General features: G+C 69.9%; 11 protein-coding genes. 10 read left to right on the forward strand and 1 reads right to left on the reverse strand.

The features are described from left to right. Window positions 1-170: 170 nt before the first annotated feature. The 7 genes from AMK27_RS37550 (at window position 171) to AMK27_RS37580 (ending at window position 7,445) form a co-directional block, all read left to right on the forward strand. Window positions 171-1,115 (forward strand): ABC transporter substrate-binding protein, encoded by a 945-nt coding sequence (locus AMK27_RS37550; RefSeq protein ID WP_073918474.1) that lies wholly within the window; start codon window positions 171-173, stop codon window positions 1,113-1,115. A gap of 2 nt (window positions 1,116-1,117) precedes the next feature. Then, window positions 1,118-2,077: an amino acid ABC transporter permease gene (locus tag AMK27_RS37555; protein WP_073918476.1), complete on the forward strand. Its 960-nt coding sequence runs from the start codon at window positions 1,118-1,120 to the stop codon at window positions 2,075-2,077. After that, complete coding sequence (locus AMK27_RS37560; RefSeq protein ID WP_107425771.1) at window positions 2,074-2,838, forward strand: amino acid ABC transporter ATP-binding protein; 765 nt, start codon at window positions 2,074-2,076, stop codon at window positions 2,836-2,838. Before AMK27_RS37555 ends, AMK27_RS37560 begins: the two co-directional genes overlap by 4 nt. After that, window positions 2,835-4,052 carry a M20 family metallopeptidase gene (locus AMK27_RS37565; protein WP_073918481.1) on the forward strand — a complete coding sequence of 406 codons (1,218 nt, stop codon included), beginning with the start codon at window positions 2,835-2,837 and terminating at the stop codon, window positions 4,050-4,052. Before AMK27_RS37560 ends, AMK27_RS37565 begins: the two co-directional genes overlap by 4 nt. Window positions 4,053-4,159: 107 nt before the next feature. Further along, on the forward strand, window positions 4,160-5,449 hold the full coding sequence (locus AMK27_RS37570; RefSeq protein ID WP_073918484.1) for a cyanophycinase: 1,290 nt from the start codon (window positions 4,160-4,162) through the stop codon (window positions 5,447-5,449). A 111-nt stretch (window positions 5,450-5,560) separates the two neighbouring features. Continuing rightward, window positions 5,561-6,424, forward strand: coding sequence for a MurR/RpiR family transcriptional regulator (locus tag AMK27_RS37575; protein ID WP_073918487.1), 864 nt, complete (start codon window positions 5,561-5,563; stop codon window positions 6,422-6,424). Window positions 6,425-6,491: 67 nt separating this feature from the next. Continuing rightward, window positions 6,492-7,445 (forward strand): ABC transporter substrate-binding protein, encoded by a 954-nt coding sequence (locus tag AMK27_RS37580; protein ID WP_073918490.1) that lies wholly within the window; start codon window positions 6,492-6,494, stop codon window positions 7,443-7,445. A 16-nt stretch (window positions 7,446-7,461) separates the two neighbouring features. Here the strand turns inward: AMK27_RS37580 and AMK27_RS37585 are convergent, their stop codons facing one another. After that, entirely contained in the window at window positions 7,462-8,346 is an 885-nt protein-coding gene (locus AMK27_RS37585; RefSeq protein WP_073918492.1) for a MurR/RpiR family transcriptional regulator, read from the reverse strand. Between the two features lie 443 nt (window positions 8,347-8,789). Here AMK27_RS37585 and AMK27_RS37590 point away from each other — a divergent pair, with 443 nt between their 5' ends. From AMK27_RS37590 to AMK27_RS37600, 3 genes are read left to right on the forward strand one after another with little or no spacing between them, the layout of a single operon-like run. Continuing rightward, on the forward strand, window positions 8,790-9,353 hold the full coding sequence (locus tag AMK27_RS37590; RefSeq protein WP_389818039.1) for a 2Fe-2S iron-sulfur cluster-binding protein: 564 nt from the start codon (window positions 8,790-8,792) through the stop codon (window positions 9,351-9,353). Beyond that, window positions 9,350-10,333 carry an FAD binding domain-containing protein gene (locus AMK27_RS37595; protein ID WP_073918498.1) on the forward strand — a complete coding sequence of 328 codons (984 nt, stop codon included), beginning with the start codon at window positions 9,350-9,352 and terminating at the stop codon, window positions 10,331-10,333. The genes AMK27_RS37590 and AMK27_RS37595 overlap by 4 nt, the downstream gene beginning before the upstream one ends. A gap of 16 nt (window positions 10,334-10,349) precedes the next feature. Further along, window positions 10,350-12,539, forward strand: coding sequence for a xanthine dehydrogenase family protein molybdopterin-binding subunit (locus tag AMK27_RS37600; protein ID WP_241847729.1), 2,190 nt, complete (start codon window positions 10,350-10,352; stop codon window positions 12,537-12,539). Window positions 12,540-12,613 lie beyond the last annotated feature (74 nt).

The following is a 12,613-nucleotide window of genomic DNA, read 5'->3' on the forward strand; positions in this document are numbered from 1 at the left end:
GTAAAACGCCTTAAATCACCCATCGACCGGCATATTGCAAGCTGATGTCACGCGTTACGTGAACGTAACGTGAGATACATCTAGCCACTCAGGTGGATGATCTGTAACTTCGCTGGTGTGGCTGGCAGCCAGAACGCGCCAGCGAAGAATCTTTGAGAGGTTCCACTCCCATGAACATGCGTCTCGCTCGTCGTGCAGTCGCCTCCGCCGTCGCGACCACCGCGCTGATGTCCCTGTCCGCCTGCGGAGGTGATGACCCCGCTCCTCAGGCGGCCGGCAAGGTCTCGGTCGCCGGTGTCGAGATCACCAAGGATCAGACGCTTCACGACATGCTTCCCGAACAGATCAAGAAGGCGGGCAAGGTCAGAGTGGCCACCGACGTGCCCTACCCGCCCTTCGAGATGTACGTGAAAGAGGGGGAGACCGCACTGACCGGTCTCGACTACGACCTCGGTCAGGCGCTCGGTGCGAAGCTCGGCGTGACCTTCGCCTTCAGCCCGCAGAAGTTCGACGGCATCGTGCCGGCCATCCAGGCCGGCAAGTTCGACGCCGCGATGTCGGCCATCACCGACAACAAGGACCGGCAGAAGGTCGTCGACTTCGTCGACTACTCGCAGTCCGGTTCCGGCATCCTCGTCGCCGAGGGCAATCCGTCCAAGATCGTGAACCTGGACGACCTGTGCGGAAAGAAGGCGGGTGTGCAGGCGGCGACCAACCAGCTCGACCTGCTCAAGAGCCATCAGGCCGCCTGTTCGAAGGCGGGCAAGGGCCAGATCGACATCCAGACCTTCCCGAAGGACTCCGACGCCCAGCTCGCTCTGCGCTCCGGAAAGGTTGTCGCCCAGGTGCTGACCAAGCCCGCTGCCGGCTGGGTCGCCAAGACCGCTGAGAGCGGCAAGGCGTTCGACCTCGTCGACGACCCCGCCGCCCCCGGCGGCTACAACGCCTCGCCCAACGGCATCGCCGTCAGCAAGCAGCTGCCCCAGCTGTCCGACGCGATCCTCAAGGCTCTTCAGTCGCTCATCGACGACGGCAACCTCGTGCACATCTACAACAAGTACGGCGTCGCCTCCATCGCCGTCCCGAAGGCCACCAAGAACGCGGCGGTGGACTAGACATGATCGACACCAAGACCCCGGCCGCAGCCCTGCGGGGCGAACCCGCCGCGCAGGAGCTGGAAGTAGTCCCCCTCCGCAACTACGGGCGCTGGATCGCAGCCGTCGCGTCGCTGCTCGCCCTCGTCGGGCTGGTCGGCTCCCTCGCCAAGAACCACAACCTTCATTGGGAGATCGTCGGCAAGTACCTCTTCGCCGACCTCATCTTCGACGGCCTGGCCACCACCTTGTGGCTGACCGCAGCTGCCATGGCCCTCGGCCTGGCGCTCGGCACACTCATCGCCGTGATGAGGCTGTCCACGAGCCCCGTCCTCTACGGTCTCGCCACGGCCTTCGTCTGGGTCTTCCGCGGCACGCCGCTGCTCGTCCAGATCATCTTCTGGGGGTACGCGGCCGCCCTCTACAAGTACGTGAAGATCGGTGTCCCCTTCACCGACATCACGTTCTTCCAGGCGGAGACCAACTCGCTGCTGACCCCCGCCATCGCGGCTCTGCTCGCCCTCGGACTCAACGAGGCGGCATACGCCTCGGAGATTGTCCGCGCGGGCATCCAGTCCGTCGACCCCGGCCAGGCCGAAGCCGCCCACTCCCTCGGCATGCGCCCCGCGCTCACCATGCGCAGGATCGTCCTGCCCCAGGCCATGCGCGTCATCATCCCCCCGATGGGCAACGAGAGCATCAACATGCTCAAGATGACCGCCCTGGTATCGGTGATCTCCGCGCACGACCTGATGTCCAACATCCAGGACGTGTACGCCCAGAACTACCAGGTCATCCCCATGCTGGTCGTCGCCAGCCTCTGGTACCTGGCCCTCGTCACCCTCCTGAGCATCCCCCAGGCCTGGCTCGAACGGCGCTACGGCCGCGGTACCGCACGCGCCGGCCACGTCTCTCCGCTCCAGCGCATGCTCGGCGGAACCAGGGAGTGGCTCGGCAGGAACAGCAAGGAGCAGAGTCGATGAGCACTCCCATGGTGCGTGCCGAAGGCGTCCGCAAGCACTTCGGCAAGCTCGAGGTACTCAAGGGAATCGACCTCAGCGTCGACCGCGGACAGGTCTGCTGCCTCCTGGGCCCCTCCGGATCGGGCAAGTCGACCTTCCTGCGCTGTATCAACCACCTGGAGAAGGTCGACGGCGGCAAGCTCACCGTCGACGGCGAGCTGGTCGGATACCGCCAGAACGGCGCCAAGCTCCACGAGCTCAGGGAACGCGAGGTCGCCGAACGCCGACGAGACATCGGCATGGTCTTCCAGCGATTCAACCTCTTCCCCCACATGACGGCAGTGGAGAACATCACCGAAGCACCGGTGAAGGTCGGCGGCGTGTCCAAGGCCGATGCCCGCGAGCAGGCACACCTCCTGCTCGGGCAGGTAGGCCTCGCCGATCGGGCCGATCACTACCCCGCCCAGCTGTCCGGCGGACAGCAGCAGCGCGTCGCCATCGCCCGCGCCCTCGCCATGAAGCCCAAGCTGATGCTCTTCGACGAGCCGACCTCCGCCCTCGATCCCGAGCTCGTCGGCGACGTCCTCGACGTGATGCGACAGCTCGCCGCCGACGGCATGACCATGGTCGTCGTCACCCACGAGATCGGATTCGCCCGCGAGGTCGGCGACACCGCAGTCTTCATGGACGAAGGAGTCGTCGTGGAGGCAGGCGACCCGCGCCGCGTCCTCGTCGACCCGGAACAGGACCGCACGCGCGCCTTCCTGTCCAAGGTCCTGTGAGCGCGCCCCCGCGGGGGCGGCTTGCCGCAGACCTCCTGGACCACGCCCGCACCCTCCAGCCCCGCTACCTGCGCGACCTCGAACACCTCGTCTCCATCGACTCCGGCTCCTACACGCCCCGCGGTGTCAACCAGGTCGCCGACTGGGTGCAGAACCGGCTCACGGACACCGGCTTCACCGTCGAACGGGTGACATTCCCTCCCGACCGGCACGGATCGCAGGCGGGCGATGCCCTGGTCGCCCGGAAGAAGGGCGCGCTCGCCGAGCCCGACGGCGGCAAGCGGATCCTCCTGGCCGCCCACATGGACACCGTCTTCGAAGAAGGAACCGCAGCCGCACGCCCCTACAGCCTCACCGGCAGCATCGCGGGCGGCCCCGGGGTGAGCGACGACAAAGGCGGCCTGCTCGCAGGCCTGGTCGCCCTGGAACTCCTCCACGAGCACGGCATCGACACCTATGACGAGCTCGTCTTCCTCGCCACTCCGGACGAGGAGATAGGCTCGCCCGCCAGCAGGGAACTCACCGAGCAGACCGCGCGCGGAATGCACTACGGCCTCGGCCTCGAATGTGCCCGGGAGAACGGTGATCTCGTCATCGCCCGCAAAGGCGTCGCCGACTTCCGCCTCACGGTCACCGGGCGCGCCGCCCACGCGGGCATCGAGCCCGAACGCGGAGCGAACGCCGCTCTGGCGGCAGCACACCTCGTCGTCCAGATCCAGGCACTCAACGGCCACTGGGACGACGTCACCGTCAACGTCGGCGTGGTGCGCGCCGGAACAAGGGCGAACATCGTCTGCCCCCATGCGGAACTGCGCATCGAGGTCAGAGCCGCCACCACCGCCGACGTGCGGCGCGTCACCCAGGCGATCCAGGAGATCGCCGACCACCCCGCAGTGCCGGGAACAACGGTCGAAGTCGAACAGCTCGACCTGTGTCCGCCGATGGAGGACACCCCCGCGTCGCGCCGCATGCTCGACGCCGCCCGCGGCGCCGCCCGCGCCGTAGGCGTCACGCTCGGCGCCGCGGCCACCGGGGGAGTGGGCGACGCCAACCTCATCGCCGGCATGGGCGTGCCCATCCTGGACGGCCTGGGGCCCATCGGCGGCGCCGACCACAGTCCCCAGGAATGGCTCGACGTCTCCAGCGTCCCGCACCGCATCGCCATGCTCGCCGACCTGGTCGCCTCCCTCGGCAGCGAGACCAACCCCGCGTAACCAACCGGTTCCCCCGGCATCGGCCCCCGCGAGATGCCAGAAGCGATCCGGCACGACGACCACCGACCCGCCCGGTCAGCCCACCACCACACCGATGGAGAGCCACCATGCGCGCACAACCCGGCACGGCACGCCGCACCGTCCTCGCGGGCAGCATCGCCCTCGCCCTCCTCACCACAGCCCCCGCGGCACACGCCTTCAGCCAGCGCCCTCAGACTCCTCGCGGCTCCCTGGTCCTCGTGGGAGGCGGCCTGAAGGACGACAACACCCAGGTGTACGGGGAGATCATCAAGCGGGCCGGCGGCCCCTCCGCCCGCATCGGCGTCATCACCGCCGCGTCGGTCCCCGAGAGCCAGGACCCCCATGCGGGCGACCCGGACCTGTGCAGCAACTCCGCCTGCAACGGCGCCTACTACGCCGACCTGTTCAAGCGGCACGGCGCAGCCGACGCCCAGTGGATACCCCTCGACATCGACCACGTCGCCGACGCGGACTCCGACGCCGTGGTCGCCCAGATCAACTCCATGAGTGGCTTCTTCTTCGGCGGCGGCGACCAGTACCGCTACATCACCACCCTGCTGCACGGGGACCGGCACACCGACTCCAAGGCCCTCGCCGCCATCCGCGCCAAGCTCGCCCACGGCGCCGTCGTCGCCGGATCCTCCGCCGGAGCCCAGATCGCCTCCGGCGCCGACATGGTCAGCGGCGGCGAATCCTACGAAGGCCTGCGCGACGGCAGCGCCCCCGGCTACTACGAGGACCCCACCCGACTCGCCTACATCCCCGAAGGCGGCTTCGGCTTCCTGCGCTCCGGACTCATCGACACCCACACCGGCACATCCGGCCGCGAAGGACGGGCCCTCAGGCTCGCCGCGGACACCGGTCACGACCGCGTCTACGCCCTGGAGGAGAACACGGCCCTGGTCGTCGACCATCCCGGCACGAGTCGCGAGCACCTCACCGTGCTGGGACCCAACGGCGTCGCCGTACTCGACCTGCGCCACGCCCGTACCCGTACGGCCGCAGCCGGCTGGACCTTGCGCAACGCCCGCTACACCTATCTCACCGACAGGGACCAGTACGACGCCCGCACCTGGGCCCCCCAGCCCGCGGCGGACAAGCGGCCCCTGACCGCCACGAACGCCGACCCCGTCCCCGCCTGCACCGACGTCTTCTACTCGGTCGCCAACCCGAACGGCACGCCGTACGCCTTCCGCACCACGGCCCGGGCTCTCGCCGCGACCCGCGCACAGAACACTGCGACCGCCAGCACGTTCGAGACCGGTCCTCGCTTCGACGTCACCTTCAGAAAGAGCGGCGGATTCTCCGCCTGGACCACCGACGGCGTCAACGCGCAGACCCTGATCGACCTGAGGATCACCATCGATCCCAGGTGACCGAGATCCGGACCCACGGCAGGCCTCCCGGATGCCTCCGGTGGAGGCCGGGGGCCTGCCCCGGACAGCTCGTGACACCCCCCGCGCACGCAGGACCGAAGAGAGACACCCGTGGTTCCCAGCCCCATCGCCGACGACATTCGCCGCAAGCTCGGCATCCTCGCCCCCGCTGAACGGAAGGTCGCCCGCATCCTGCTCGCGTCCTATCCTTCCGCCGGATTCGAAACGGTCGCCACGATCGCCGAACGGGCCAACGTCAGCGCACCCACGGTCCTTCGCTTCGTGGCACGCCTCGGTTACACCAGCTTCCCCGACTTCCAGGCCGCCCTGCGCAAGGAACTCGACGACCGCAGTGCGTCGCCGATCTCGCTCTACGAAACCGCCGCAGACAGCGCCCACGGACAATCGACCGACGGTCTCGTGGCCTACAGCAGCACGCTCTTCACCAAAGCCCTCACCCACACCCTCACCGACATCCCACGGCACGACTTCGCCGGCGCCCTTGCCCTGCTGTCCGACCCACGCCGCCGCGTCACGCTCGTCGGAGGCAGGTTCACCCACCTCCTCGCCCGCTATCTCGGGCTGCACCTCATGCAGCTGCGCGACGACATCCGCTTCCTCCCCGACCGAGACGTGGAACGCACCTCGCTCCTGGCCGCGCTCACCAAACGCGACGTCCTCGTCATCTTCGACTACCGGCGCTACGAGAACGACAAACTCGCCATCGCGCAGCTGGCCAAGGACAGCGGAGGCAAAGTCATCGTCTTCACAGACATGTGGCTGTCCCCCACCAGCACACATGCCGACGTCGTGCTGTCGCACCGGGTCGACACACCTTCTCCCTACGACAGCCTGGTACCCACGCTCGCCGTCGTCGAGACCCTGGTGGCTGCTCTCGTCACAGCGCTCGGGGACGGCGCACACCGACACATGAAGCAGGGCGAGGAAACAGCGCGCCGCGTCGAACTCGTCTGACGCCGCCGCGGGCCGCAGCACGCGGCGCCCCTGCCCTCACCCGAGAGATCACCGAAGGAAGAACACCATGCGATCCCACGTCGTACCGACTGCGGTCCTCACCGCCGTCGCCGCCCTTCTCGTGACCGCCTGCACCACCCAGACCGGCGAATCGGCCGCCACCGCGGCACCGGCCACTGGCCCCGTCGAGGTAATTCCCGGCCTCACCGTCAAGCCCGACCCGAAGCTCCACGCCATGCTGCCGGAGGGTATCCGAGCCACGAAGACCGTCCGTGTCGCGACGGACATCCCCTATCCGCCCTTCGAGATGTACGAGAACGAGGGCAGCAAGCAGATCACCGGCATCGACTTCCACCTCGGGCAGGCCATCGGTGCCCGGCTGGGCGTGACGTTCGACTTCAAGGCCCAGAAGTTCGACGGAATCCTCCCCGCCGTCCAGGCCGGCAAGTTCGATGCCGTCATGTCCGCGATGACCGACAAGAAAGCACGGCAGAAGTCCGTCGACTTCGTCGACTACCTCAACGCGGGACCCGGCTGGCTCGTCGGCAAGGGCAACCCAGCCAAGATCACCGTGGTCACCGACGCATGCGGCAAGCCGGTCGGTGTACAGACCGGAACCAACCACCAGAAGCTCCTCGAGCAGCGCCAGCAGCTCTGCAAGGCCAACGGCCTCCCGCCGATCGAGATCCTCACCTTCTCCAAGGACTCCGAGGCCCAGCTTGCCCTGCGCAGTGGCAAGGTCGTCGCTGACTACCTCGACGAGGTCACGGCCGCGTACGTCGCCGCTACGGCCGACGAAGGCAACGCCTTCTCCACGGTGACGGGACGCGCCGCGGTCGGTGAGTACAGTGCCTCACCCATGGGAATCGGCATAGCCAAGGACCACGCCGGCCTGAAGGAGGCGGTGCAGGCCTCGCTGCAGTCGCTGATGGACGACGGCTCCTACCTGAAGATCCTGAACAAGTACAACGTCCCGAACATCGCGATCCCCGAGGCAACCGTCAACGGAGCGCTCGACTGAGTTCTGGCGACATCCCTCAGAGGAGCCCGGCGCGTCTGGCGACGGCCTCGGCATCCTTCATCCGCTGATGCGCGTCGGCGCCGAGCTCGCTCAGCGTCGCGGCGACGACGGACTCGATGAGAGCGAGGGTGGGTGTGAGGCTGTCGTAGGGGGAGTCGGAATGCACCTGGCTGGTCAGGACGACGTCGGCGTGGCTCGCCGCCGGCGACAGCCAGGGATCGGTGAAGACGATGACCTTGCCCCCACGTTCCCGTGCCAGCTCCGCGATGACGGCCTTGTCGTCCTCGTAGCGCCGGTAGTCGAAGAGGACCGTCACGTCCCGACGTGACAGCTGCGTCAAGACCGCGGCGCGCTCCACGTCCCGATCCGGAATGAAGGCGACCTGATCGCGGAACTGCATCAGATGGAGCCCCAGATACTCCGCCAACAGGTGGGTGAAGCGCCCACCCGTGAGATGGATACGGCGACGAGGGTCACTCAGCAGCGTGACCGCGTGCCCGAACTCATGGGGAGAGATCTCGTCGAAAGTCTGAGACAACGCATGCTGCACCAGAGCCAGGGAACGCCCCGCGGCCGGATGGGTACCCTCCCCCTCCTCCGCAACGGGTGCTTCCTGGCTCCTCGCCGAACCGCCGCTCTCGTACAGAGTGATCGGTGAGGCGTGACGAGCTTCGAGCTCGGAACGCAGGGCCGCCTGCAGGTCCGGGAATCCGCGGTAGCCGAGCCGCGAAGCGCAGCGCAGCACGGTGGGGGCAGACACAGAAGCCCGGTCGGCGATGGTGGCGACCGTCTCGAAGATCGCTGCGGGGTAACCGGCCAGCAGTACCCTCGCCACCTTGCGCTCAGCGGGGCTCAGCTCTCCGAGTCGACTGCGGATCTCGTCCGCCAGTGTGCCGCCCATGTCGATCCTTCCTGCACCTCGCGCCGGGTTCCTCTGTCTTTCGGTGGCGGCGGACGGAACCGGCCGCCTGGCGGAACCGCCGCGCCAACCGGCCTTCGAGCAGGCGGACCAGGCCGCCATGAGGGCTGTCCGATCGACGCCGGCTGATCGACCTTCGGTACAGGCCAAGCTCATCCGATCCTCGAATGTACCGTACGTTACGTGCTCGGGTGAAGTCCGCCGCCCCCTCCCTCCGCGGACGGAGCGTGCGTCCCCGTCACCGCACCGGAGCAGCGATCCCTTCCCTCTGACCGGTCACCGTGGGGACGCCGCCGATCCGCCGGTCCGACCGCTCTCTGCGCCGTTCGGCCGACAGCCGTGACTCGCGGGGCGGAAGGCGGGGAAGGCGGGAAGGACACGACGGCCAGCACATGACCCCGACCGCCGTCGGAGGAGCGAGCACCGTGGACGACGCCGCAGCCGGGAGCGAGCGCGGGACACCCCGTGACGGAACGGAGACGTCGCACGTCTCGCTCCTGATCAACGGGACGACGCACGAGCTGAGGCTCGACAACCGCACGACCCTCCTGGACGCATTGCGCGAGCACCTGGACCTCACCGGTACGAAGAAGGGCTGCGACCACGGCCAATGCGGCGCCTGCACCGTCCTCGTGGGCGGCCGGCGGATGAACAGCTGCCTGCTGCTCGCCGTCACCTGCGACGAGCCCGTCACCACGATCGAGGGTCTCGCCGGGCAAGGCCGCCTCCACCCCCTTCAGGAGGCGTTCGTCTCCTGCGACGCACTGCAGTGCGGCTACTGCACACCGGGCCAGATCTGCTCGGCCGTGGCCATGCTGGACGAGGCCGCCGCAGGGCACCCCTCACACGTCACGCCGCCGGAGGGGCCGGGCGGGGGCGACCCCGGACCCCTCACTCCGGAGGAGATCCGGGAGCGGATGAGCGGCAACATCTGCCGCTGCGGCGCCTACGCCAACATCGTGGACGCCATCCTGGAGGTCGTCGCGTGAAGCCCTTCGGGTACCTTCGCGCCGAGCGCACCGAGGAGGCGCTCGCCGCGTACGCGGCGCACCCCGGCGCCCGCTACATCGCCGGCGGAACCAATCTCGTCGACCTCATGAAGCTCGGAGTGGCGGACCCGGCCTTCCTCGTCGACATCGGCCGACTCCCGCTGGACGGCGTCGAGGAGACGCCGGACGGAGGCCTGCGCATCGGGGCGACCGTCCGCAACAGCGACCTGGCCGCCCATCCGCTGGTACGGAGCCGCTACACCGCGCTCTCGCAGGCACTCCTCGCAGGAGCCTCCGCGCAACTGCGCAACGCCGCCACCACCGGCGGCAACCTGCTCCAGCGCACCCGCTGCACCTACTTCCAGGACGTCTCGAAGCCCTGCAACAAACGTACGCCGGGCAGCGGCTGCCCCGCCCGTGAAGGCGTCCACCGGGACCTGGCGGTGCTCGGACACTCCGCGCGGTGCGTCGCCACCCACCCCTCGGACATGGCGGTCGCACTCGCGGCCCTCGACGCCCGCGTGCACCTCCTCGGCCCCGACGGCGAACGGACCGTACCCCTCACCGAGTTCCACCGGCTGCCCGGTGACACGCCGGAGCACGACAGCGTCGTCCGACCCGGTGAACTCGTCACCGCGGTGACGCTCCCGCCGCCCGTCGCCGCCCACAGCGCCTACCGCAAGGCCCGCGACCGCGCCTCGTACGCCTTCGCGCTCGTCTCCGTCGCCGCGAGCCTCACCGTCGAGGACGGAGTCGTGCGACACGCCGCCCTCGCGTTCGGCGGGGTCGCGCACGCGCCCTGGCGTGCCCGCGCGGCCGAAGAGGTCCTCAGGGGAGCGCCGGCCACGGAGGAGACGTACCGCCGCGCCGCCGCGGCGGAGCTCGCCGCGGCCGAGCCGTTGCGCGACAACGCCTTCAAGGTGCCGCTCGCCCGCGGCCTCGCCGTCCGCGTACTCACCGACCTCGCGTCCCGCCCCTGAGGAGCCGGCCCCCGCCATGCCCATGAACCCCCCGCCCCAGGTGCCCCCCACACCCGACGAAGGACCTGCCGTCTCCCACGACCCCGCCGTCCCTCAGTACCAGGCCGTCCTTCACGACCCTGCCGTCTCCAGCGACCCCGCCGTGCGCCGTGACGCCGGCCAGAAGGTGTCCGGCACGGCGCGGTACGCAGCCGAGCACACCCCGCCCGGCTGCGTCCACGCCGTCCCCGTCCCCGCCACCGTCGCCCGGGGCAGGGTGACCGCCGTCCACGCGGACGACGTCCTGCGGCGCCCCGGCGTCCACGCCGTGCTCAGCCACACGAACGCGCCCCGTCTCGGCGAGGCCGAGGACCCGACACTGACGCTGCTCCAGACCGACCGGGTGCCGCACCGCGGCTGGTACGTCGCCCTCGTCGTCGCCGACACCCCGGAGAACGCCCGCGCCGCCGCCGAGGACCTGCGGATCGACTACGCCACCGAGGACCACGACCCGGGTCCGCCCGCCGGCCATCCCCGCCTCTACGCACCCGAGGAGGCCAACGGCGGCCACCCGGCCCTGCGCGAACGCGGCGACTTCGACGCGGCCTTCGCCGCGTCCGCCGTCCGCGTCGACGCCACGTACACCATGACCGCGCAGCACAACCACCCGATGGAGCCGCACGCCGCCACCGCGTGGTGGGAGGACGGCGCCCTGACCGTGTACGACTCCAGCCAGGGGGCGACGAAGGTACGGGACGTCCTCGCCCAGCTGTTCCAGGTGCCCGGTGACCGCGTCACGGTCGTGTCCGCATACGTCGGCGGCGGCTTCGGCTCCAAGGGCACCCCGCGGCCCCAGGTCGTCCTCGCCTCGATGGCCGCCCTGCACGTCGGCCGGCCCGTCAAACTGGCCCTCCCGCGCCGCGAACTCGCCGCCGTCGTCGGCCACCGGGCCCCCACGGTCCAGCGCGTCCGCATCGGAGCGAACGCCGACGGCGTGATCGACGCCCTCGCCCACGAGGTCGTCACCCAGACCTCCACGGTCAAGGAGTTCGTCGAGCAGGCGGCCGTCCCGGCCCGCACCATGTACACCTCGCCGCACAGCCGGACGAGCCACCGTGTGGTGGCCCTGGACGTCCCGACACCCTCATGGATGCGTGCCCCCGGCGAGGCGTCCGGCATGTACGCCCTCGAAGCGGCCATGGACGAACTCGCCGTCGCCACGGGCGTCGACCCGATCGAGCTCCGGCTGCGCAACGAGCCCGACACCGAACCCGACAGCGGCAAGCCGTTCAGCAGCAGGGGTCTCACGGACTGCCTGCGGGAAGGCGCGCGCCTCTTCGGCTGGGAGGGGCGCGACCCGCGGCCGGGAGTACGACGGGCCGGCGACCGGCTGACCGGCACCGGAGTGGCCGCGTCGACCTACCCGTACCTCCTGAGCCCCTCGTCGGCCTCCGCGCACGCCGCGCCGGACGGCACGCACCTCGTACGGCTCGCCGCCACGGACATCGGAACCGGGGCCAGGACCGTCCTCGCCGGGATCGCCGCGGAGGCGCTCGCCGTGCCACCGGCCTCGGTACGCGTGGAGCTCGGGAGCAGCGCGCTGCCGCGGGCCCCTCTGGCGGGCGGCTCCTCGGGCACCTCGTCCTGGGGCTGGGCCGTCCACAAGGCCTGCACGGTCCTGGCCGGCATGCTGCGCGCGCACTCCGGCCCCCTGCCGCCCGAGGGCCTCACCGCCCGGGTGGACACCACAGAGGAGGCCGGCCGGGAATCCCCGTACGCACGGCACGCGTTCGGTGCGCAGTTCGCGGAGGTCGACGTGGACTCCGTGACGGGGGAGGTGCGGGTCCGGCGTCTGCTCGGGGTCTTCGCGGCGGGCCGGGTGCTCAGTGGACGCACCGCGCGCTCCCAGTTCATCGGCGGCATGACCATGGGACTGGGCATGGCGCTGACCGAGAGCAGCACGCTCGACCCCGCGTTCGGCGACTTCGCGGAACGGGACCTGGCCTCCTACCACGTCCCCGTCTGCGCCGATGTGCAGGCGGTCGAGGCGCACTGGCTCGCCGAGGAGGATCCCCACCTCAACCCCATGGGCGGCAAGGGGATCGGGGAGATCGGCATCGTGGGGACGGCGGCCGCGATCGCGAACGCCGTGCACCACGCGACAGGCGTACGGCTGCGGGAGCTGCCCCTGACCCCGGACCGGCTGATTCCGCACCTGCCCGGCTGACACCCGTCCCGGCCACGGGCCCGTGCGGCCTCCCGCGCACGGGCCGGCCCTTTGCTCGCTCCGTCGATCGGCGT

It is taken from the genome of Streptomyces sp. CB02009, from assembly GCF_001905825.1.
Taxonomy (GTDB): Bacteria; Actinomycetota; Actinomycetes; order Streptomycetales; family Streptomycetaceae; genus Streptomyces.

Excerpts from the sequence above, each read along its gene's own strand:
- AMK27_RS37550 (WP_073918474.1), top strand. The coding sequence starts at position 171 with ATGAACATGCGTCTCGCTCGTCGTGCAGTCGCCTCCGCCGTCGCGACC.
- AMK27_RS37570 (WP_073918484.1), top strand. The coding sequence starts at position 4,160 with ATGCGCGCACAACCCGGCACGGCACGCCGCACCGTCCTCGCGGGCAGC.
- AMK27_RS37580 (WP_073918490.1), top strand. The coding sequence starts at position 6,492 with ATGCGATCCCACGTCGTACCGACTGCGGTCCTCACCGCCGTCGCCGCC.
- AMK27_RS37555 (WP_073918476.1), top strand. The coding sequence starts at position 1,118 with ATGATCGACACCAAGACCCCGGCCGCAGCCCTGCGGGGCGAACCCGCC.
- AMK27_RS37585 (WP_073918492.1), bottom strand. The coding sequence starts at position 8,346 with ATGGGCGGCACACTGGCGGACGAGATCCGCAGTCGACTCGGAGAGCTG.
- AMK27_RS37600 (WP_241847729.1), top strand. The coding sequence starts at position 10,350 with ATGCCCATGAACCCCCCGCCCCAGGTGCCCCCCACACCCGACGAAGGA.
- AMK27_RS37560 (WP_107425771.1), top strand. The coding sequence starts at position 2,074 with ATGAGCACTCCCATGGTGCGTGCCGAAGGCGTCCGCAAGCACTTCGGC.